Origin of the sequence: Streptococcus sp. M334, from assembly GCF_000187745.1 — a bacterium.
Taxonomy (GTDB): Bacteria; Bacillota; Bacilli; order Lactobacillales; family Streptococcaceae; genus Streptococcus.
In genome coordinates, this window is record NZ_GL732486.1 from 186,967 (window position 1) to 208,531 (window position 21,565).

At 39.9% G+C, this 21,565-nt stretch carries 19 protein-coding genes, 2 tRNA genes and 1 pseudogene; all 22 read left to right on the forward strand.

Translation table 11 applies throughout. From position 1 onward, the window contains the following. Positions 1-19: 19 nt before the first annotated feature. Positions 20-484 (forward strand): annotated as a pseudogene (locus tag HMPREF0851_RS16625) (restriction endonuclease subunit S); the annotation flags it as partial. Next, the gene (locus HMPREF0851_RS16630; RefSeq protein ID WP_269597978.1) at positions 482-1,162 is read left to right on the forward strand and encodes a restriction endonuclease subunit S; all 681 of its coding nucleotides are present in this window, start codon (positions 482-484) and stop codon (positions 1,160-1,162) included. The pseudogene HMPREF0851_RS16625 and the gene HMPREF0851_RS16630, both read left to right, overlap by 3 nt. A gap of 149 nt (positions 1,163-1,311) precedes the next feature. Continuing rightward, positions 1,312-1,653 (forward strand): hypothetical protein, encoded by a 342-nt coding sequence (locus HMPREF0851_RS05535; protein WP_000247489.1) that lies wholly within the window; start codon positions 1,312-1,314, stop codon positions 1,651-1,653. 12 nt (positions 1,654-1,665) lie between these two features. Further along, positions 1,666-2,268: a protein adenylyltransferase Fic gene (fic, locus tag HMPREF0851_RS05540; RefSeq protein ID WP_000242273.1), complete on the forward strand. Its 603-nt coding sequence runs from the start codon at positions 1,666-1,668 to the stop codon at positions 2,266-2,268. A 58-nt stretch (positions 2,269-2,326) separates the two neighbouring features. Further along, positions 2,327-3,154 (forward strand): aminoglycoside 6-adenylyltransferase, encoded by an 828-nt coding sequence (locus tag HMPREF0851_RS05545; RefSeq protein WP_001201001.1) that lies wholly within the window; start codon positions 2,327-2,329, stop codon positions 3,152-3,154. Between the two features lie 29 nt (positions 3,155-3,183). Continuing rightward, positions 3,184-3,744 (forward strand): GTP pyrophosphokinase, encoded by a 561-nt coding sequence (locus HMPREF0851_RS05550; protein ID WP_000570837.1) that lies wholly within the window; start codon positions 3,184-3,186, stop codon positions 3,742-3,744. 324 nt (positions 3,745-4,068) lie between these two features. Next, positions 4,069-6,525, forward strand: a complete 2,457-nt coding sequence (gene parC, locus HMPREF0851_RS05555; RefSeq protein WP_083804067.1) for a DNA topoisomerase IV subunit A — start codon at positions 4,069-4,071, stop codon at positions 6,523-6,525. An 83-nt stretch (positions 6,526-6,608) separates the two neighbouring features. Further along, positions 6,609-8,639, forward strand: a complete 2,031-nt coding sequence (locus tag HMPREF0851_RS0103680) for a thiol-activated cytolysin family protein (RefSeq protein WP_000081225.1) — start codon at positions 6,609-6,611, stop codon at positions 8,637-8,639. Positions 8,640-8,780: 141 nt separating this feature from the next. Next, positions 8,781-9,803 carry a branched-chain amino acid aminotransferase gene (locus tag HMPREF0851_RS05560; RefSeq protein WP_000218999.1) on the forward strand — a complete coding sequence of 341 codons (1,023 nt, stop codon included), beginning with the start codon at positions 8,781-8,783 and terminating at the stop codon, positions 9,801-9,803. 22 nt (positions 9,804-9,825) lie between these two features. Beyond that, positions 9,826-11,793, forward strand: a complete 1,968-nt coding sequence (locus tag HMPREF0851_RS05565; protein ID WP_000837401.1) for a peptide ABC transporter substrate-binding protein — start codon at positions 9,826-9,828, stop codon at positions 11,791-11,793. A gap of 98 nt (positions 11,794-11,891) precedes the next feature. Beyond that, positions 11,892-12,122 (forward strand): DUF2969 domain-containing protein, encoded by a 231-nt coding sequence (locus HMPREF0851_RS05570; protein ID WP_000037113.1) that lies wholly within the window; start codon positions 11,892-11,894, stop codon positions 12,120-12,122. A 49-nt stretch (positions 12,123-12,171) separates the two neighbouring features. Further along, positions 12,172-12,252 (forward strand) — tRNA-Tyr (locus HMPREF0851_RS05575). A gap of 9 nt (positions 12,253-12,261) precedes the next feature. Further along, positions 12,262-12,333 (forward strand) — tRNA-Gln (locus tag HMPREF0851_RS05580). A gap of 162 nt (positions 12,334-12,495) precedes the next feature. Next, positions 12,496-13,698, forward strand: a complete 1,203-nt coding sequence (gene rpsA, locus HMPREF0851_RS05585) for a 30S ribosomal protein S1 (protein WP_001001635.1) — start codon at positions 12,496-12,498, stop codon at positions 13,696-13,698. Between the two features lie 85 nt (positions 13,699-13,783). Beyond that, a complete protein-coding gene (locus tag HMPREF0851_RS05590; protein ID WP_009014168.1) occupies positions 13,784-14,281 on the forward strand; it encodes a GAF domain-containing protein in 498 nt (165 codons plus the stop codon). Continuing rightward, a complete protein-coding gene (gene dnaX / locus HMPREF0851_RS05595; protein ID WP_000283803.1) occupies positions 14,281-15,936 on the forward strand; it encodes a DNA polymerase III subunit gamma/tau in 1,656 nt (551 codons plus the stop codon). The genes HMPREF0851_RS05590 and dnaX overlap by 1 nt, the downstream gene beginning before the upstream one ends. Before the next feature lie 27 nt (positions 15,937-15,963). Beyond that, positions 15,964-16,158, forward strand: coding sequence for a DUF3272 domain-containing protein (locus HMPREF0851_RS05600; RefSeq protein WP_001081603.1), 195 nt, complete (start codon positions 15,964-15,966; stop codon positions 16,156-16,158). A gap of 150 nt (positions 16,159-16,308) precedes the next feature. Continuing rightward, the gene (gene sufC / locus HMPREF0851_RS05605; protein ID WP_000114489.1) at positions 16,309-17,079 is read left to right on the forward strand and encodes a Fe-S cluster assembly ATPase SufC; all 771 of its coding nucleotides are present in this window, start codon (positions 16,309-16,311) and stop codon (positions 17,077-17,079) included. Between the two features lie 27 nt (positions 17,080-17,106). Next, positions 17,107-18,369 carry a Fe-S cluster assembly protein SufD gene (gene sufD, locus HMPREF0851_RS05610; RefSeq protein WP_000159845.1) on the forward strand — a complete coding sequence of 421 codons (1,263 nt, stop codon included), beginning with the start codon at positions 17,107-17,109 and terminating at the stop codon, positions 18,367-18,369. Between the two features lie 10 nt (positions 18,370-18,379). After that, positions 18,380-19,606, forward strand: coding sequence for a cysteine desulfurase (locus tag HMPREF0851_RS05615; protein ID WP_000887746.1), 1,227 nt, complete (start codon positions 18,380-18,382; stop codon positions 19,604-19,606). Continuing rightward, on the forward strand, positions 19,593-20,024 hold the full coding sequence (gene sufU, locus HMPREF0851_RS05620; RefSeq protein WP_001218495.1) for a Fe-S cluster assembly sulfur transfer protein SufU: 432 nt from the start codon (positions 19,593-19,595) through the stop codon (positions 20,022-20,024). Before HMPREF0851_RS05615 ends, sufU begins: the two co-directional genes overlap by 14 nt. A 57-nt stretch (positions 20,025-20,081) precedes the next feature. Further along, positions 20,082-21,494, forward strand: a complete 1,413-nt coding sequence (gene sufB, locus HMPREF0851_RS05625) for a Fe-S cluster assembly protein SufB (RefSeq protein ID WP_000797054.1) — start codon at positions 20,082-20,084, stop codon at positions 21,492-21,494. Positions 21,495-21,565: the final 71 nt, after the last annotated feature.

Below are 21,565 nucleotides of genomic sequence, written 5' to 3' on the forward strand. Positions count from 1 at the left end.
TGGGGGAAAGTTTAAAGAATATAAAGTATCCGATTTATTTGATATTGTATCGGGGAATCAGCCGCCTCTTCGTAATCGTTTTAATGTAAAAGAAGAAGGAATGGTAAATACAATTACTGGAGCGACAACTCGAAATGGGATAAATTTTTATTCGTATAGCGATTTTAGTTATAATCATGAGTTGACAATATCAAAAGATGGTGAGTATGCAGGAACAGTTTTCTTACAGACAGAACCTTTCATTGTCGGAGGACACTGCATGGGGATTTTTGCTAGTAAAAACTATAAAACAATGTCTGATGAGAGTAAACTATATATTGCAGCTCTCATTAATAAAGTACGTCCGATGTGGGCCGGTAATGATAGACCTAGCGTACAAAAATCTCGTCTTGAAAAATTAGAACTGGAATTACCATTTTTAAATAATGAAATAGCGTTTTTATATATGGAAAACTACATCAAAGCGCTCGAGGCTGAACGCATCGAGACGCTCGAGGCTTATCTAACTGTAACAAATCTCAGAGATTATCATCTTACAAAAAATGATGAAAAAGTACTTGACAAGTTTGCAAAACTTTCCGATACTAAGAGTAGAGTAGAGGAGTCGGAGGACTATGCTTATTTCAAATTGCAAGATGTATTGAAATGGTGTTCTGGAATTAAAGAGTTAAATCCGTTAAAATTAGATGAATTATCCGATGAAAGCGAAAATAAATATCCTTTCTATGGACAGGCAATAATTAATAATGGTATTATTTCTTATCACAATTTGAGAAGAGAGGTTCTAAATAATCCAGATGGAAGACCAACAATTTTAATTCATTCTAATAATCAAAATATTGTCTATTTAGAGTCACCATTTTATCTAAAAGATGGACATGGTGCAACAAGTGTTCTACAATCAGAGAAATTGGACAAATATACGGCATTCTACTTAATGACTGCAATAAAAAAAGTTATTGAGAAGAGATTTAATTATAATGCCAAGGCTACCAAAATTGGGTTAAAAGAAACAGAGATTCAACTTCCAATCCAAAATGGACAAATCGACTATACATTTATGTCTGATTTTATTCGAGCAGTGGAGAAATTGGTTATCAAGGATTTAGTCATCTGGGCTGACAAAAAAATTGCTACGACTAAGGAAGTAGTAGCAAGATAGTTCAGGATATCTGTCCTTTTTAGGGAGTAGCTGTCCTGACTTTTAGGCAGCTTTTCCCTAAAAAGGACAAGTTGAGTTTTGATAACAGCTGTTTATTTACAACTTACAAAAAGTTTACATTAAAAAAAGTAAGAAGGAGTATCTAGTGAATGGTGAATAAGAAACCTAAAGGAGCGGCAAAGATTAGATTGTTCAAAATAAGTCATGCAGAGTATGGGAAAGTACTTGATGTGTTGGATGCGAAAACATCTATTTTGGATGTAAGAAATATGATTTCTAATAGAGAGCCTGATTATGAGTATTTTATTCCAAAAGTGATATTTTCATTGGACAAAGAGGCTAAGGAAAATGGTTTCTATTTTAGCGGACTCAACGGAGATTTTGCTTACTTACCAAGGGTTACTACAGATATTGTAGAGTTTAAGTTGCCAGATGAACTGAAAGAACATATTGCTAAAGGACACCCTGTTTTCTACACAAAATGGCGCTAATAAGGGGAAAATATGGTATTGGAAAATAAACTAGGCATTATAAACTCAGCCCAGCTGGCAGATGCAGAAGAAAAACTGACAAAAAAGCAAGCCGCCCTGCTTTTTCAGACAGGAGATTTGTTCAAGATGGAAGTTGGGACATTTGCAGGGCTGTCAGCTATTCACCACTATCTCTTTTTCAGCATCTATGATTTTGCTGGAAAAATCCGTGATGTTAATATTGCAAAGGATAACTTTCAATTTGCCCCCCGTATTTTTTTAGAGCAATCCTTACAGTATATTGACAAACTTCCTCATGACAATTTTGATCAAGTGGTTGATAAGTATGCGGATATGAATATTGCACATCCTTTCCGTGAGGGAAATGGACGCGCCATGCGGATTTGGCTAGATTGTATGCTTCGTGAGAAGCTGGGTAAGGTGGTAGATTGGAACGCCATTGATAAGGATGAATACCTGAATGCCATGAAGCGTAGTGCAGTATCGACTGGAGAACTCAAGTATTTGCTCCTCAATAACTTGACGGATGACCTCAGTCAGACCAATTTCTTTAAGGGAGTGGATGCTTCATACTACTACGAAGGATATAGCCTTTACCAGACAGAGGAATTATAGTATAAAAACTATCCAGTAAGAAGACACCTAGTGATCTATAAAATGAGAAGGTACTGACATGAGAGCTGAAACAGAAATGATAGATCTGATTTTACAAACTGCCAAAACTACACAAGTAGAAGCTGTCGCCATGTCTGGTTCACGAACTGATACAAAAGCACCAAAAGATGAGTTTCAAGACTATGACGTGGTCTATGTCGTGGACGATTTAGATAATCTGACGAGTGACCTTTCTTGGCTAGACCAGTTTGGGAAACGAATTATCGAGCAAGAGGTTACTCTTGACCATCGTCGTCTTTATCTCATGCTCTTTGAAGACGGCAATCGTATTGATTTAACTCTCTGCCCCAAAGAACACATTCAAGAGTGGGCGGATAGTGAAGCTGATTATACAGTATTAAAAGATGAGAAAGGCTTGTTTGAGTCTTATACTACAAGTCCTCAACGTTACTGGATGAATCCAGCTAGCCCGATTGATTTTGAAAAAGCCTGCAATGAATTTTGGTGGGTGTCGGCTTACGTGGTCAAAGGCATTCATCGGAACCACCTTGTCTATGCGACGGATCATCTATATGGAATCTGTCAGCAAGAATTGCTCAAGATTTTAGCTTGGCAAGTGGCAGCAAATAAGGGAACGGTCGATGTTGGCAAGAACTACAAGTACCTCTTTCAGTATTTGCCTGCTGAGAAAGAAAAGGAATTCTCAAGTCTACTTGACTTCTCAAGTTTAGATAAAATCACTCAGTCATTGTTTGCTACGATGAAATTTTTCCACCGAGAGGCTCAGTCCCTTGCCCAAAAGATGGGATTTGACTACGATAAAGAAGTAGCTGAGAAGATGATGAGATATGCTGAGGAAAGAGTGAAGAAGTTTGGGAGTAATTAGAAAAATGAAAAAGCGAGAGGAGAAGACTCATGATTGAAAAAGTGGAACGCCTTATTACAGAGATTAATCGTATTCATCTAGAATATTCTAAAGATTATTTTGAAACGGGTAAGGTGGAAAAAATCAATCTCAAGCATACCTTTTCTAAAGTTCCTACGAAAGCGATTTTGGCCTACCGTCTGAATTTACATGAGTCGATTAATGACTATCTGATGAAAGCGGATGTCCAAAATATTGCCTATGTTTATCGCGTCAAAACTTCTGAGTCTATTTTAGATAAAATTACACGTTTTTCAGAGCGTCAAGAGGGCTATCCTGTGAATTCAATTCTTAATGATATTTTTGGTGCTCGTATGATTTTGAGTTCCAAAGAGATAGCTCAAGTCATGGAGAAATTAGATGATTGGCAAGAGATGTACGGACTAAAAAACTGGTATTTACGTGATAAAGATGGCTATGTCGGTATTCATATCTATTTTAAAAATAAAAGTAATTTTTACTACCCTTGGGAACTTCAACTTTGGGATAAGAAAGATGTAGATAGCAATATAGCCAGTCATATCAAGTATAAACGAGGATTTGTGGAGTAGACATTTCAAGTGGAAATGACGATACAGGAATTGGATAAAACTCACTTACTCTATATTTTTTCTTTTTCCATAATATGTACTCTCCATTTTTCGAAAGGAGTTGAACACGCCCTAAATGCTGTGTGAAATTCCTTAATACTAACCTAATCAATAAATTTTAAACACTTTAAACTATAGAAAGGGTCGTTTGGTTACTTATTGTAACTAAACACGGGACTAAGACTTAGGAAAAAAGAGAAATCACCTTGGGTTCGTCGAGCCCTGAATCGATTTCCTATTTTTCTGCAGAAATTTTCGGTAAGCCGAATCGTCCCTTTGTATCTTATGTCTAACATTCAAAATATGTCCCTGGAGGACATCATGGGAGAGCGCTTTGGTCGCTACTCCAAGTATATTATTCAAGACCGGGCCTTGCCAGATATTCGTGATGGATTGAAGCCGGTTCAGCGTCGCATTCTTTATTCTATGAATAAGGATGGCAATACTTTTGACAAGAGCTACCGCAAGTCGGCCAAGTCTGTCGGGAATATCATGGGGAATTTTCACCCACACGGTGACAGATCTATCTATGATGCCATGGTTCGTATGTCACAGGACTGGAAAAATCGTGAGATTCTAGTCGAAATGCATGGTAACAATGGTTCTATGGACGGAGATCCGCCTGCGGCTATGCGTTATACTGAGGCGCGTTTGTCTGAAATTGCTGGCTACCTTCTTCAAGATATCGATAAAAAGACTGTTCCTTTTGCTTGGAACTTTGACGATACCGAGAAAGAGCCGACAGTCTTGCCAGCAGCTTTTCCAAACCTTTTAGTCAATGGTTCTACTGGTATTTCGGCTGGATATGCCACAGACATTCCTCCCCATAATTTGGCTGAGGTCATCGATGCAGCGGTTTACATGATTGATCATCCAACTGCAAAGGTTGATAAACTCATGGAATTCTTGCCGGGACCAGACTTCCCTACAGGAGGAATCATTCAGGGTCGTGATGAAATCAAGAAGGCCTACGAAACTGGTAAGGGGCGCGTGGTTGTTCGTTCCAAGACTGAGATTGAAAAGCTAAAAGGTGGTAAGGAACAAATCGTTATTACTGAGATTCCTTATGAAATCAACAAGGCCAATCTAGTCAAGAAAATCGATGATGTTCGTGTCAATAACAAGGTGGCAGGTATTGCTGAGGTTCGTGACGAGTCTGACCGTGACGGTCTTCGAATCGCTATTGAGCTCAAAAAAGAAGCTAATACAGAGCTTGTTCTCAATTATCTCTTCAAATACACAGACCTTCAAATCAATTATAACTTTAACATGGTAGCAATTGACAATTTCACCCCTCGTCAGGTTGGGATCGTTCCAATCTTGTCTAGCTATATTGCCCACCGTCGTGAAGTGATTTTGGCGCGTTCCCGCTTTGACAAGGAAAATGCTGAGAAACGTCTCCATATCGTCGAAGGTTTGATTCGCGTGATTTCGATTTTGGATGAAGTCATTGCCCTTATCCGTGCTTCTGAGAATAAGGCTGATGCCAAGGAAAACCTTAAGGTCAGCTATGATTTTACAGAAGAGCAGGCTGAGGCCATCGTTACCTTGCAACTGTACCGTTTGACCAATACAGACGTAGTTGTCTTGCAGGAAGAAGAAGCAGAACTTCGTGAAAAGATTGCCATGCTTGCAGCGATCATTGGTGATGAGCGGACTATGTACAATCTCATGAAGAAAGAACTTCGTGAAGTCAAGAAGAAATTTGCGACTCCACGTTTGAGTACTTTAGAAGACACTGCGAAAGCAATTGAGATTGATACAGCTAGTTTGATTGCTGAGGAGGATGCCTATGTCAGCGTGACCAAGGCAGGTTACATCAAGCGTACCAGCCCACGTTCCTTTGCAGCTTCCACCTTGGAAGAAATTGGCAAACGTGATGATGACCGCTTGATCTTTGTACAAGCTGCCAAGACAACCCAGCACCTCTTGATGTTCACAAGTCTTGGAAATGTCATCTACAGACCAATCCATGAATTGGCAGATATTCGCTGGAAGGACATCGGAGAGCATTTGAGCCAAACCATTACAAACTTCGAAACGAACGAAGAAATCCTTTATGTGGAAGTCGTGGATCAGTTTGATGATGCGACAACTTATTTTGCAGCGACTCGTCTTGGTCAAATCAAGCGTGTAGAACGCAAAGAATTCTCTCCATGGCGGACCTATAAATCTAAGTCTGTCAAGTATGCTAAGCTCAAAGATGAGACAGATCAAATTGTAGCAGTGGCTCCGATTAAACTGGATGATGTACTCTTGATTAGTCTAAATGGTTATGCGCTTCGTTTCAATATCGAAGAGGTTCCAGTTGTCGGTGCCAAGGCTGCAGGTGTCAAGGCTATGAATTTGAAAGAAGATGATACTCTCCAGTCCGCCTTTATCTGTAACACCTCATCCTTCTACCTCTTGACCCAACGTGGAAGTTTGAAACGTGTTTCTATTGACGAAATTCCGGCAACCAGCCGTGCCAAACGTGGCTTACAAGTCTTGCGTGAGTTGAAAAACAAACCGCATCGTGTCTTCTTAGCAGGAGCAGTTGCAGAACAAGGATTTGTAGGTGATCTCTTCAGTACAGAAGTAGAAGAGAACGACCAAACTCTGCTTGTTCAATCCAACAAAGGAACAATCTATGAAAGCCGATTGCAAGACTTGAATCTGTCAGAACGGACTAGTAACGGAAGCTTCATTTCTGACACGATTTCAGATGAAGAAGTTTTTGACGCTTATATAATTGTGAAATAGACAAGAAAATGATTGTTTAACATCTGTATTTATGTTACAATGAACATGTTTTAAGCGTAGTTTTAATGCTAAAGGAGTTTTGTATGTCTCAAAATAAGCAAGATAAAGGATTTCATTTTTCTATTTGTAAGCGTAGTGTTGGAGTATGTGGCGTTGCCATTGCAACATTTTTACTAGGTTCTGGACTGATTTTTCAATCAAATGTAGTAAAAGCTACAGAGCAAAGTGTAGCTGCAGTTTCGGGTGAAAACATTGCTGCTCACAAACCTGCAAGTCAAAGTTCAATTGCGTATGGAGGAGAAGCGTCTAGAGCGGTTGATGGCAATCGTGATAACGCATGGAGCCACCGTTCAGTTACCCATACAGATTTTCAAGATCATTCTTGGTGGAAAGTTGATTTAGAGAAAGAAGAATCAGTAGGAACTGTTCGTATCTACAATCGTGGAGATGGGGATGTAGCAAAGCGTTTATCTAATTTTGATGTTATTTTGTTGGATAAAGCTGGAAATGAAGTAACTCGTCAACATATCGATAGCTTAAACAATCAACCAACAATTGATGTTCAATTCTCAGGAATTAATGCACGATATGTTAAAGTGGAGCTAAATAATTCAAAAACACCACTTAGCTTAGCAGAAGTCGAAGTGTATCGCACTGTAAAAGACAAGAGTGCAACAAGCAATAAATCAGAAAATAGCTCAAAAACAGATTTTACTGCTGAACTCAATCACTATTTGTTTGATTTGAATTATGATAAAACAGATATTTTAACTAGACGAGGTGAGGCGCTAGAAAATTACACGAATACAAGCACAAGGCAACAAGGGAATGAGTTTGTGGTTGTAGAGAAAGTGAAGAAGAGTCTTTCCAATGGTTCTTCTGATGTTGCCATTAATAGCAATGGGGATATTTACCTAGGTGCTTTGTTTAAAGCAAATCAAGACCTTCTAGAAAATAAACCACAGCAAATTAGTTTAGATCGAAGCAAAGGTAGAATTAGTGTTGATTTACCAGGAATGGTAGGCGGAGATAGCTATGTAGATGCTAATCCAACTGTAAGTGGTATGCAGGAAGGTGTGAATACCTTGTTAAATCGTTGGCATGAAAAATATGCTGCGAAAAATCCTGCTCCAGCACGTATGCAATACGAATCAACTTCTGCTTACAGCATGAATCAGTTGAAAGCAAAATTTGGAAGTGATTTTGAAAAGATTGGAGTTAATTTAAAAATTGACTTTGAGGCTGTGAACAAGGGTGAGAAACAAATTGAGGTCGTCGATTTTAAACAAATTTACTATACTGCAAACTTTGATGCTCCAAAAAATCCGTCAGATGTATTTGCCCAAGGAGTAACGGTTGATCAATTGAAAGCACGTGGAATTGATGAAAAGACACCTCCTGTATATGTGTCAAGTGTCTCATACGGACGTCAAATGTATGTCAAATTTGAAACAACAAGCAAGAGTACAGAGTTGAAAGCAGCTATCGATGCTGTAATTAAGGGAGTACCGATTAAAGCCGAATCTGAATGGGCGCGTGTATTGAAGGATACCAAGGTAACAGTATCAATCGTAGGAGGAAATGCTGATAGAGCTGGACGTGTTGTGACAGGTACAGTAGAAGATTTGAAGAGTTTGATTCAAGAAGGAGCTACTTTTAGTACACAAAACCCTGCTGTTCCAATTTCTTATAAGACTGCATTCTTGAAAGATAATCAAGTGGCCACAATTCAAAGCAATACAGACTACATTGAAACGAAAGTCACTTCATACAAAAATGGTTTCCTCAATTTACATCATAAGGGAGCCTATATCGCTCGTTACTATGTTTACTGGGATGAAGTAACTTATGACAAGGATGGCATCGAAAGCATCCGCTCACGTCAATGGGAAGATAATGGTAAAAGTAGAACAGCTGGTTTCCAAACTGAAATTCAATTTAGAGGAAATGTGCGCAATATACGTGTGAAGATTCAAGAAAAAACAGGTCTTGTTTGGGAACCATGGCGTACAGTATATAACCGTAGTGATTTGCCTCTTGTTCAAAAACGTACCATTGTTAACTCAGGTACAACAATCAGACCAAAATACGATGAAAAAGTTGAAAATAATTAATTTTTCACTTGTAAAAGGAATCAGTTCTAAGGGCTGGTTCTTTTTATTGAAGAAATTTTCTGAAAATTACAAAATATACTTGCTATTTTAGAAAAATAGTGTAGAATATAAGAAATAGGTTTTTAGAATAAGGAGTGGAATATGACAGTAACGATTGATTGGGAAAACCTTGGTTTTTCCTATATGAAATTACCTTATCGCTATATTGCTCATTTTAAAAATGGACAATGGGATCAAGGAGAGCTTACAGAAGATGCAACTTTGCATATTTCTGAGTCTTCTCCAAGTCTTCACTATGGACAACAAGCATTTGAAGGTTTGAAAGCTTATCGTACTAAGGATGGCAGTGTTCAACTTTTCCGTCCTGATGAAAATGCTAAACGCTTGCAACGTACCTGTGACCGTCTCTTGATGCCACAAGTTCCAACAGAAATGTTTGTTGAGGCTTGTAAAGCAGTTGTCCGCGCAAATGAAGAATACGTACCACCATACGGAACAGGTGGAACCCTATATCTTCGCCCTCTTTTGATTGGTGTTGGAGATATTATCGGGGTTAAACCAGCAGAGGAATACATTTTCACCATCTTTGCTATGCCAGTTGGTAATTACTTTAAGGGTGGTTTGGTTCCAACCAACTTCTTGATTCAGGATGAATACGACCGTGCCGCTCCAAATGGTACAGGTGCGGCTAAGGTTGGTGGAAACTATGCTGCAAGTCTCTTGCCAGGGAAATTGGCGAAATCACGTCATTTCTCAGATGTTATCTATCTAGACCCATCAACTCATACAAAGATTGAAGAAGTCGGTTCAGCTAACTTCTTTGGAATTACAGCTGATAATGAATTTGTAACACCATTGAGTCCATCTATCTTGCCATCTATTACCAAGTATTCTTTGCTTTATTTGGCAGAACACCGCTTGGGCTTGACTCCTATTGAGGGGGATGTCCCAATTGATAACCTTGACCGTTTTGTAGAGGCAGGTGCCTGTGGTACAGCAGCAGTTATTTCACCTATTGGTGGAATTCAGCACGGTGATGATTTCCATGTATTCTATAGCGAAACAGAAGTTGGTCCTGTGACTCGTAAACTCTATGATGAATTGACAGGTATTCAGTTTGGTGATATTGAAGCGCCAGAAGGTTGGATTGTAAAAGTAGATTAAAATAAACAAAAGGAGATTTTTGATGAAATCGAAAAAGTGGCTCTTAACAGCAGGAGTGGTCCTGAGCACAGCAGCTCTTTTAGTAGCTTGTGGAAAAGCTGATAAAGAAGCAGATGCACCGACAACATTTTCATATGTCTATGCAGTAGATCCTGCATCTTTGGACTATAGTATAGCGACTCGTACATCGACAACAGATGTCATCGGGAATGTGGTTGATGGCTTGATGGAAAACGACCAATACGGAAATGTTATTCCTTCCTTGGCTGAAGATTGGTCTGTGTCAAAAGATGGTTTGACTTATACCTACAAACTTCGTAAAGGAGTGAAATGGTACACTTCTGAGGGTGAAGAATATGCCGAAGTAACAGCCCATGACTTTGTGACAGGATTGAAACACGTAGCTGACGGTAAGTCAGACGGTGTCTCTCTCATCCAAAATTCAATCAAGGGCTTGGATGCCTACATGACTGGTGAAACCAACGATTTCTCTACAGTTGGTGTCAAGGCCTTGGACGATTACACAGTTGAATATACCCTAAACAAACCAGAAAGCTTCTGGAACTCTAAAGTTACAACAGCGACGATGTTGCCTGTAAATGAAGAGTTTTTGAAGGCATCAGGTAAAGATTATGGAGCAGTTACTCCAGCAGGAATTCTCTACAATGGTCCTTATATCTTGAAGACCTTGACTTCTAAATCGTTGATTGAATATGAGAAAAACCCAAATTATTGGGATAAAGAAAAGGTAAAAATCGAGAAGATTAAATTGACTTACTATGATGGTTCTGATCAAGAATCCTTGATCCGTAGTTTCTCTTCTGGTGCCTATACGACAGCTCGTCTCTTCCCAAGTAGTTCAAACTTTGCTTCAACTTTAGAGCAATACGGAGATAAAATCACTTATAGCCCACAGGACTCAAGTAGTTATTACTTCACATTTAACGTAAATCGTCAGTCATACAATAAAACTGCGAAAACAAGTGAGGAGCAAAAGACTTCAACTAAAGAAGCTATGCTTAATAAGGACTTCCGTCAGGCTATCAACTTTGCCTTCAACCGCCATTCTTATGCTGCCCAGCTAAATGGTGAAGACGGTGCGGACAAGATTATTCGTAACAGCCTCGTTCCTGACAACTTTGTACAAGCAGATGGTAAGAACTTTGGTCAAATCGCTCAAGCAGAGTTGGTGAACTACGGTGATCAATGGAAAGGTGTTGAGCTAGTTGACGGTAAGGACTCTATCTACAACCCTGACAAGGCTAAAGCCGCTTTCGAAAAAGCTAAGAAAGACTTGGAATCTAAAGGGGTAACTTTCCCAATTCACTTGGATGTCCCAGTTGAACAAACAGATACCATCGCCGTTCAACAAAGTAACTCTTTCAAACAGTCTATCGAATCAACTCTTGGTGCTGAAAATGTTGTTATCGACGTTCTTCAAATGACAGATAATGAAAAGGAAACAATCACTTCACAAGCGCGTGTTCCTTCTCAAAAAGACTATGATTTGAACAGTACAGGATGGGCTCCAAGTTATCAAGACCCAGCATCTTACTTGAATATCATGGATCCTAAATCAGGTTCTGCTATGAAACACCTTGGTATTACTAAAGGGAAAGATAAGGATGTTGTAGCGAAACTTGGTTTGGACCAGTATAAGAAATTATTGGATGATGCTGATTCAGAAACTACTAATCTTGAAGAGCGCTATGAAAAATATGCCAAGGCTCAAGCTTGGTTGACAGATAGTTCATTATTGATGCCGACAGCCTCATCTGGTGGTTCTCCAGTTGTAAGTAATGTCGTGCCATTCTCAAAACCATACTCACAAGTTGGTATTAAAGGTGACCCATATATCTTTAAAGGAATGAAATTGCAAAAAGATATCGTTACGACAAAGGAATATGAAGAAGCACTGAAAAAATGGCAAAAAGAAAAATTGGAATCAAATGGTAAGTACCAAAAAGAACTAGAAAAACACGTTAAATAAAGCAGAAAACTCTATATCAGACTCAGAATGATATAGAGTTTTTTCTTGCTAGTTTTAGGATTTTCTTGTAAAATAGAAAAAGTGAAGAGAGGTATGAAATGAGCAAGAAAGATAAAAAAATTGAAATTCAAGTAGCGGATGCTAAAGTTAATGTAGGAAAAGATAGTTTTGAAGGTTATACATTGACTATCGGTAAAAAAGTTATCGGAGAAATTGCCGAATTAGACGGACAATTTGCCATCATAAAGAATGGGAATGTCGATAGTTTTTATAAAAAATTGGAAAAAGCTGTGGAAATTTTGATTGAAAATTATAATTTAGCAAAATAAGTCTTGTTTTTTTGAAATTTTCATGATATAATAGTCCATGTTGATTGTAGGAGAGATAGCGAAGAGGCTAAACGCGGCGGACTGTAAATCCGCTCCTTCGGGTTCGGGGGTTCGAATCCCTCTCTCTCCATTTCATCAATGGGGTATAGCCAAGCGGTAAGGCAAGGGACTTTGACTCCCTCATGCGTTGGTTCGAATCCAGCTACCCCAGTTCTTAGGTAATGATCAAGATAAAAAGCAAAATATCTTAGGGTATTTTATTTTTATAATTGAAAGACGTGAACGATATGAACATGTCCTTGCGGGTGCTTAGGAAAAAAATTATAAGTATGTCAAGTTTAAGAAAAAACTTGATTGTTGGAGGATTTTTTAGATGAACGAATTTGAAGATTTGCTAAATAGCGTTAGCCAAGTTGAGACTGGTGATGTTGTTAGTGCTGAAGTATTGACAGTTGATGCGACTCAAGCTAACGTTGCAATCTCTGGAACTGGTGTTGAAGGTGTCTTGACTCTTCGCGAATTGACAAACGATCGCGATGCAGATATCAATGACTTTGTTAAAGTAGGAGAAGTATTGGATGTTCTTGTACTTCGTCAAGTAGTTGGTAAAGATACTGATACAGTTACATACCTTGTATCTAAAAAACGCCTTGAAGCTCGCAAAGCATGGGACAAGCTTGTTGGTCGCGAAGAAGAAGTTGTTACTGTTAAAGGAACTCGTGCCGTTAAAGGTGGACTTTCAGTAGAATTTGAAGGTGTTCGTGGATTTATCCCAGCTTCAATGTTGGATACTCGTTTCGTACGTAACACTGAACGTTTTGTAGGTCAAGAATTTGACGCTAAAATCAAAGAAGTTGACGCTAAAGAAAACCGCTTCATCCTTTCACGTCGTGAAGTTGTTGAAGCAACTACAGCAGCAGCTCGTGCTGAAGTATTCGGTAAATTGGCTGTTGGTGATGTAGTAACTGGTAAAGTTGCACGTATCACAAGCTTCGGTGCTTTCATCGACCTTGGTGGTGTTGACGGACTTGTTCACTTGACTGAATTGTCACATGAACGTAACGTATCACCAAAATCAGTTGTAACTGTTGGTGAAGAAATTGAAGTGAAAATCCTTGATCTTAACGAAGAAGAAGGACGTGTATCACTTTCACTTAAAGCAACAACACCTGGACCATGGGATGGCGTTGAGCAAAAATTGGCTAAAGGTGATGTAGTAGAAGGAACAGTTAAACGTTTGACTGACTTCGGTGCATTTGTTGAAGTATTGCCAGGTATCGATGGACTTGTTCACGTATCACAAATTTCACACAAACGTATTGAAAATCCTAAAGAAGCACTTAAAGTTGGTCAAGAAGTTCAAGTTAAAGTTCTTGAAGTTAACGCAGATGCAGAGCGCGTATCACTTTCTATCAAAGCTCTTGAAGAGCGTCCAGCTCAAGAAGAAGGACAAAAAGAAGAAAAACGTGCTGCTCGTCCACGTCGTCCAAAACGTCAAGAAAAACGTGATTTCGAACTTCCAGAAACACAAACAGGATTCTCAATGGCTGACTTGTTCGGTGATATCGAACTTTAATCAAATTGAAAATTCACAAAATCCTTTGTTTCCTAAACAAGGGATTTTTCTTTTGTCTGTAAGCCTTTTTTGATATAATAGTTCTATGTTAGAATCAGAAAAACAATCACGTTATCAAATGTTAAATGAGGAACTCTCTTTTTTATTGGAAGGCGAAAGTAATGTTTTGGCTAATCTTTCCAATGCCAGTGCTCTTTTAAAATCACGCTTTCCTAATACCGTATTCGCAGGCTTTTATCTGTTTGATGGAAAGGAATTAGTTTTAGGTCCCTTCCAAGGAGGGGTTTCCTGCATCCGTATTGCACTAGGCAAAGGTGTTTGTGGTGAGGCAGCTCACTTTCAGGAAACTGTTCTTGTTGGAGATGTAACAATTTATCCCAACTATATTTCTTGTGATAGTCGAGCTAAAAGTGAAATTGTTGTGCCCATGATAAAGAATGGTCAATTACTTGGAGTTCTGGATTTGGATTCTTCAAAGGTTGATGATTATGATGATATGGATCGAGATTATTTGGAACAATTTGTCGCTATTTTGCTTGAAAAGACAGAATGGGACTTTACAATGTTTGGGGAGAAAGCCTAATGTATCAAGCACTTTATCGAAAGTATAGAAGTCAAAACTTCTCCCAGTTGGTTGGTCAAGAGGTTGTGGCTAAGACTCTTAAACAAGCTGTGGAGCAAGAAAAAATAAGTCACGCTTATCTTTTTTCTGGTCCTCGTGGAACGGGAAAAACCAGTGTAGCTAAGATTTTTGCCAAGGCTATGAACTGTCCAAATCAAGTGGGTGGGGAACCTTGTAATAACTGCTATATTTGTCAAGCAGTGACGGACGGTAGTTTAGAAGATGTCATTGAAATGGATGCGGCCTCTAATAATGGGGTAGATGAAATCCGTGAAATTCGTGATAAATCTACTTATGCCCCTAGTCTTGCCCGTTATAAGGTCTATATCATAGACGAGGTTCACATGCTGTCTACAGGGGCTTTTAATGCCCTCCTAAAGACGCTGGAAGAGCCAACACAGAATGTGGTCTTTATTTTGGCCACTACTGAATTGCACAAGATTCCTGCCACTATTCTATCCCGTGTGCAACGTTTTGAATTTAAATCAATTAAGACACAGGATATTAAGGAGCATATCCACTATATCTTAGAAAAAGAAAATATCAGTTCTGAACCAGAGGCTGTGGAAATCATTGCCAGACGGGCTGAAGGTGGAATGCGAGACGCCTTGTCTATTTTGGATCAAGCACTGAGTTTGACACAGGGAAATGAGTTGACGACTGCCATTTCTGAAGAAATTACTGGTACCATTAGTCTATCAGCCTTGGATGATTATGTGGTTGCCTTGTCTCAACAGGATGTTCCCAAGGCTTTGGCTTGCTTAAATCTTCTCTTTGACAATGGTAAGAGCATGACTCGTTTTGTGACCGACCTTTTGCACTATTTAAGAGATTTGTTAATTGTTCAAACAGGGGGGAAAAACACTCATCATAGTCCAGTCTTTGTTGAGAATTTGGCACTTCCTCAGGAAAATCTGTTTGAAATGATTCGCTTGGCGACAGTCAGTTTAGCAGATATTAAGTCTAGTTTGCAGCCCAAGATTTATGCTGAGATGATGACTATTCGATTGGCAGAGATTAAGCCTGAACCAGCTCTTTCTGGGGCAGTTGAACATGAGATTTCTGCACTGAGACAGGAAATTGCCCGTCTCAAACAAGAACTCGCAAATGTAGGAACTATACCCAAGCCAACAAGTCCAGTGCCTAGCCGACCAGCAGCGAGCAAGACAGTCTATCGTGTGGATCGCAATAAAGTTCAATCGATCTTACAAGAGGCCGTCGAAAATCCTGATTTAGCACGTCAAAATCTGATTCGTTTACAAAATGCCTGGGGAGAGGTAATTGAAAGTCTTGGTGGGCCAGACAAGGCTCTGCTAGTTGGTTCTCAACCAGTTGCGGCCAATGAACACCATGCTATTCTTGCTTTTGAGTCTAACTTCAATGCTGGTCAAACTATGAAACGAGATAATCTCAATACCATGTTTGGCAACATCCTCAGTCAGGCAGCAGGTTTTTCACCTGAGATTTTAGCTATTTCCATGGAGGAATGGAAAGAAGTTCGCGCAGCCTTTTCAGCCAAAGCCAAATCTTCCCAAACTGAAAAAGAAGCAGAAGAAAGTCTGATTCCTGAAGGATTTGAATTTTTGGCTGATAAAGTGAAGGTAGAGGAAGACTAAAGAAAGATTTCATGATACAATAAGTTTATGAATAGACAACAATTTATTATCATCGCACTGTTTACAGCTGCTGAGACCTATTTTTTCAATGAAGCCTGGATGACTGGTCGCTATATTATGGCAACCTTTTGGGCCATTTTGCTCTTTAGAAACTTTAGAGTTAGTTATTTGATGGGCAAGATTGTAGATGTTATTGACCAACATTTAAAAGGAAAAGACTAGTCCTCAGCTTCTAGACAAAATCAAAGCCTTTTGGGCTTTTTTTTGTTATACTATAAAAGTATATTTATTGACCTTTTACCGTGTTTTCTAGGGAAATCAAGTATGTTTCTAGTAAGTACTGTAAAGGCCTTGAAAAAGAAAGGAACTATCATGTCAGTATTAGAGATCAAAGATCTTCACGTTGAGATTGAAGGAAAAGAAATTTTAAAAGGGGTTAACCTGACCCTGAAAACAGGAGAAATCGCCGCTATCATGGGGCCAAATGGTACTGGTAAATCGACTCTTTCTGCCGCTATCATGGGAAATCCAAACTATGAAGTTACCAAAGGTGAAGTCTTGTTTGACGGCGTAAACATCCTTGAATTGGAAGTTGATGAGCGTGCGCGTATGGGACTTTTCCTTGCTATGCAATACCCATCAGAAATTCCTGGTATTACTAACGCTGAGTTTCTTCGTGCAGCTATGAATGCTGGTAAAGAAGACGATGAGAAGATTTCAGTTCGTGAGTTTATTACTAAACTAGACGAGAAGATGGAATTGCTCAACATGAAAGAAGAAATGGCAGAGCGTTACCTCAACGAAGGCTTCTCTGGTGGTGAGAAAAAACGTAATGAGATTCTTCAACTTTTGATGTTGGAACCAACTTTTGCCCTTTTGGATGAGATTGACTCTGGTCTTGATATTGATGCCCTTAAAGTTGTTTCTAAAGGTGTGAATGCCATGCGTGGTGAAGGCTTTGGTGCTATGATTATCACTCACTACCAACGTCTTTTGAACTACATCACACCTGATGTGGTACACGTCATGATGGAAGGTCGTGTTGTCCTTTCAGGTGGTCCAGAATTGGCTGCACGTTTGGAACGTGAAGGATACGCAAAACTAGCTGAAGAACTTGGCTACGACTACAAGGAAGAATTGTAATTCCCTCGTATCTTTTAGGAGAAGTAAATGACTAAAGAAACTATTAAACTTTTTTCAGAAATGCACGCTGAACCAAGCTGGTTGGCTGATCTCCGTCAAAAAGCTTTTGACAAGATTGAGAGTTTGGAATTACCAGTTATTGAGCGTGTCAAATTCCACCGTTGGAATCTGGGTGATGGAACGATTACAGAAAGTGAGCCATCAGCAAATGTTCCAGATTTCACTGCACTAGATAACCACTTGAAGTTGGTCCAAGTAGGTACTCAAACTGTTTTTGCGCAAATTCCAGTTGAGTTGGCTGAACAGGGTGTTGTCTTTACAGATTTCCACTCAGCTTTAGAAGAAATTCCAGAACTCGTAGAAGAATTCTTCATGTCATCTGTCAAGTATGACGATGACAAGTTGGCAGCCTACCATACAGCTTATTTCAATAGTGGTGCTGTTCTCTATATTCCTGATAATGTTGAGATTAAAGAACCAATTGAAGGGATTTTCTATCAAGATAGTGATAGTGATGTGCCGTTTAACAAGCATATTATGATTATCGCTGGTAAAAATTCTAAGATTAGTTATCTTGAACGTCTAGAGTCACGCGGTGAGGGTAGTGCAAAAGCGACTGCAAACATTACTGTTGAAGTGATCGCTCGTTCAGGTGCTCAAGTCAAGTTTGCGGCGATTGACCGTCTAGGTGAAAACGTCACTGCCTACATTAGCCGTCGTGGTAAATTAGGCAACGATGCAAGCATTGACTGGGCGATTGGTGTTATGAACGAAGGGAACGTTGTTGCGGACTTTGATAGTGACTTGATTGGAAATGGTAGCCATGCAGATCTCAAGGTTGTAGCTCTTTCAAGTGGTCGTCAGGTACAAGGGATTGATACGCGAGTGACTAACTATGGTTGCAACTCAATCGGAAATATCCTTCAACATGGGGTTATTCTTGAAAAAGCAACCTTGACCTTCAATGGTATTGGCCACATTATCAAGGGTGCTAAGGGAGCAGATGCGCAACAAGAGAGCCGTGTTCTTATGCTTTCAGACCAAGCGCGTTCAGATGCCAATCCAATTCTTTTGATTGATGAAAATGACGTAACTGCAGGACACGCGGCTTCTATCGGTCAGGTAGATCCAGAAGATATGTACTACCTCATGAGCCGTGGCTTGGATAAGGCAACTGCAGAACGTTTGGTTGTTCGTGGTTTCCTTGGCTCCGTTATCGTTGAGATTCCAGTCAAGGAAGTTCGTGATGAAATGATTGCGACTATCGAAGAAAAATTGTCAAAACGCTAAGGGGTAGCCTATGTTAGATGTAGAAGTGATTCGCAAGGATTTTCCAATTTTAGACCAGATTGTTAATGATGAACCATTGGTTTATTTGGACAACGCTGCGACGACACAAAAACCACTAGCTGTTCTGGAAACGATTAACCGCTACTATGAGAACGACAATGCCAATGTTCATCGTGGCGTTCATACCTTGGCAGAAAGAGCGACAGCTTCTTATGAGGCGGCTCGTGAAACCATTCGTAAGTTTATCAATGCCGGGTCTACAAAGGAAGTTCTCTTTACTAGAGGAACGACAACCAGTCTGAACTGGGTGGCGCGCTTTGCAGAGGAAGTCTTGACTGAGGGAGACCAGGTTTTGATTTCTGTCATGGAACATCATTCCAACATCATTCCTTGGCAGGAAACCTGCCGCAAGACTGGGGCAGAGCTTGTCTATGTCTATCTTAAGAATGGAGCTCTGGATATGGATGATTTGCGAGGTAAATTGACTGATAAAGTCAAGTTTGTCTCCCTTGCTCACGCCTCAAATGTTCTTGGTGTGGTCAATCCAATCAAAGAAATTACTCAATTGGCCCACCAAGTTGGTGCCATCATGGTGGTGGATGGTGCTCAATCTACGCCTCATATGAAGATTGATGTCCAGGACTTGGATGTGGACTTCTTTGCCTTTTCAGGTCACAAGATGGCGGGTCCAACTGGTATCGGTGTTCTGTACGGTAAAGAAAAGTATCTGGAACAAATGTCACCAGTAGAATTTGGCGGCGAGATGATTGATTTCGTTTATGAACAATCTGCTAGTTGGAAGGAATTACCTTGGAAATTCGAGGCAGGAACTCCCAATATGGCTGGAGCAATTGGACTGGCAGCAGCAGTGGATTATCTAGAAAAGATTGGTATGGATGCCATTGAAGCCCATGAACAGGAATTGATTGCATATGTCTATCCAAAACTGCAGGTGATTGAAGGATTGACTATTTACGGTTCGCAGGACTTGGCTCAACGTTCAGGTGTTATTGCCTTTAACCTAGGTGACCTTCATCCGCACGACCTTGCGACTGCTTTGGATTATGAAGGAGTGGCTGTTCGTGCAGGTCACCACTGCGCCCAACCCTTGCTTCAGTATTTGGATGTCCCAGCAACAGCTCGCGCAAGTTTTTATATCTACAATACCAAGGCAGATTGCGACAAGCTAGTCGATGCCTTACAAAAGACAAAGGAGTTTTTCAATGGCACTTTCTAAACTAGATAGCCTTTATATGGCAGTGGTAGCGGACCATTCGAAAAATCCACATCACCAAGGAAAGTTGGAAGATGCTGAACAAATCAGTCTCAACAATCCGACCTGTGGAGATGTTATCAATCTCTCTGTCAAGTTTGATGTAGAGGATCGTTTGGAGGATATCGCTTTTCTAAACTCAGGCTGTACCATCTCAACTGCCTCTGCTAGTATGATGACAGATGCCGTTTTAGGAAAAACCAAACAAGAAATTTTAGAACTTGCGACTATTTTTTCTGAAATGGTTCAAGGACAAAAAGATGAGCGTCAAGACCAACTCGGGGATGGCGCCTTCTTGTCAGGTGTTGCAAAATTCCCGCAACGAATCAAGTGTGCAACCCTAGCTTGGAACGCCCTGAAGAAAACAATTGAAAATCAGTAAGACAAGTTTCTTTTGTCTTATGAATCAGTAGAAATGAAGAATGAAAGAAAGGATATTATGGCTGAAGAAAGAGTAGAACCAAAACCAATTGACCTTGGTGAATATAAATTTGGTTTCCATGATGATGTAGAGCCTGTCCTATCGACAGGAAAAGGATTGAATGAAGATGTCATTCGTGAACTATCAGCTGCAAAGGGAGAACCTGAGTGGATGTTAGAATTCCGTTTGAAGTCTTACGAAACCTTTAAAAAAATGCCCATGCAAACTTGGGGAGCAGACTTGTCAGAGATTGACTTTGATGACTTGATCTACTACCAAAAACCATCTGATAAACCAGCCCGTTCTTGGGATGAGGTTCCTGAAAAAATCAAAGAAACCTTTGAACGTATCGGAATTCCTGAAGCTGAGCGTGCCTATCTGGCCGGAGCTTCTGCCCAGTACGAGTCAGAAGTGGTTTACCACAACATGAAGGAAGAGTTCCAAAAATTGGGGATTATCTTTACAGATACGGATTCTGCCCTCAAGGAATACCCAGACTTGTTTAAACAATACTTTGCGAAGTTGGTACCACCAACAGATAACAAGTTGGCTGCTCTTAACTCGGCAGTGTGGTCAGGTGGAACCTTTATCTACGTACCAAAAGGGGTCAAGGTAGATATTCCTCTTCAAACTTACTTCCGTATCAACAACGAAAATACAGGTCAGTTTGAACGTACCTTGATTATCGTTGATGAGGGAGCAAGTGTTCATTATGTAGAAGGATGTACAGCGCCTACTTATTCAAGTAACAGCTTGCATGCTGCCATCGTAGAAATCTTTGCCTTGGACGGAGCTTATATGCGCTATACGACCATCCAAAACTGGTCTGATAACGTCTATAACTTGGTAACAAAGCGTGCTAAGGCTCAAAAGGATGCCACTGTTGAGTGGATTGATGGAAACTTGGGTGCCAAGACAACTATGAAATACCCATCTGTTTACCTAGATGGAGAAGGGGCGCGTGGTACCATGCTTTCTATTGCCTTTGCTAATGCAGGACAACACCAGGATACGGGTGCCAAGATGATTCACAACGCACCACATACAAGCTCGTCTATCGTGTCTAAATCCATCGCTAAAGGTGGAGGAAAGGTTGACTACCGTGGACAAGTAACTTTTAACAAAAACTCTAAGAAATCTGTTTCTCACATTGAGTGTGATACCATTATCATGGATGACTTGTCAGCATCAGATACTATTCCATTTAATGAAATCCATAACTCGCAAGTTGCTTTGGAACACGAAGCTAAGGTATCTAAGATTTCAGAGGAACAACTCTATTACCTCATGAGTCGTGGATTGTCAGAATCTGAGGCAACAGAGATGATTGTCATGGGATTTGTCGAACCCTTCACGAAAGAACTTCCAATGGAATATGCAGTTGAGCTCAACCGCTTGATTAGCTATGAAATGGAAGGGTCAGTCGGATAAAATTTGATTTTAGATTTACTAAAAATCAAGGACTTTGAAGATGAACTTGTAACAAAAAAATCGCGGTTTAA

Bases quoted from the DNA above. Each gene is read 5' to 3' on its own strand.
- HMPREF0851_RS05565 (WP_000837401.1), top strand. From the start codon at position 9,826: ATGAAATCGAAAAAGTGGCTCTTAACAGCAGGAGTGGTCCTGAGCACA.
- sufD (WP_000159845.1), top strand. From the start codon at position 17,107: ATGACTAAAGAAACTATTAAACTTTTTTCAGAAATGCACGCTGAACCA.
- dnaX (WP_000283803.1), top strand. From the start codon at position 14,281: ATGTATCAAGCACTTTATCGAAAGTATAGAAGTCAAAACTTCTCCCAG.
- HMPREF0851_RS05560 (WP_000218999.1), top strand. From the start codon at position 8,781: ATGACAGTAACGATTGATTGGGAAAACCTTGGTTTTTCCTATATGAAA.
- HMPREF0851_RS05615 (WP_000887746.1), top strand. From the start codon at position 18,380: ATGTTAGATGTAGAAGTGATTCGCAAGGATTTTCCAATTTTAGACCAG.
- parC (WP_083804067.1), top strand. From the start codon at position 4,069: ATGTCTAACATTCAAAATATGTCCCTGGAGGACATCATGGGAGAGCGC.
- rpsA (WP_001001635.1), top strand. From the start codon at position 12,496: ATGAACGAATTTGAAGATTTGCTAAATAGCGTTAGCCAAGTTGAGACT.
- sufU (WP_001218495.1), top strand. From the start codon at position 19,593: ATGGCACTTTCTAAACTAGATAGCCTTTATATGGCAGTGGTAGCGGAC.
- fic (WP_000242273.1), top strand. From the start codon at position 1,666: ATGGTATTGGAAAATAAACTAGGCATTATAAACTCAGCCCAGCTGGCA.
- HMPREF0851_RS05545 (WP_001201001.1), top strand. From the start codon at position 2,327: ATGAGAGCTGAAACAGAAATGATAGATCTGATTTTACAAACTGCCAAA.
- sufB (WP_000797054.1), top strand. From the start codon at position 20,082: ATGGCTGAAGAAAGAGTAGAACCAAAACCAATTGACCTTGGTGAATAT.
- HMPREF0851_RS05535 (WP_000247489.1), top strand. From the start codon at position 1,312: ATGGTGAATAAGAAACCTAAAGGAGCGGCAAAGATTAGATTGTTCAAA.
- HMPREF0851_RS05570 (WP_000037113.1), top strand. From the start codon at position 11,892: ATGAGCAAGAAAGATAAAAAAATTGAAATTCAAGTAGCGGATGCTAAA.
- HMPREF0851_RS05590 (WP_009014168.1), top strand. From the start codon at position 13,784: ATGTTAGAATCAGAAAAACAATCACGTTATCAAATGTTAAATGAGGAA.
- HMPREF0851_RS05600 (WP_001081603.1), top strand. From the start codon at position 15,964: ATGAATAGACAACAATTTATTATCATCGCACTGTTTACAGCTGCTGAG.
- sufC (WP_000114489.1), top strand. From the start codon at position 16,309: ATGTCAGTATTAGAGATCAAAGATCTTCACGTTGAGATTGAAGGAAAA.
- HMPREF0851_RS05550 (WP_000570837.1), top strand. From the start codon at position 3,184: ATGATTGAAAAAGTGGAACGCCTTATTACAGAGATTAATCGTATTCAT.
- HMPREF0851_RS0103680 (WP_000081225.1), top strand. From the start codon at position 6,609: ATGTCTCAAAATAAGCAAGATAAAGGATTTCATTTTTCTATTTGTAAG.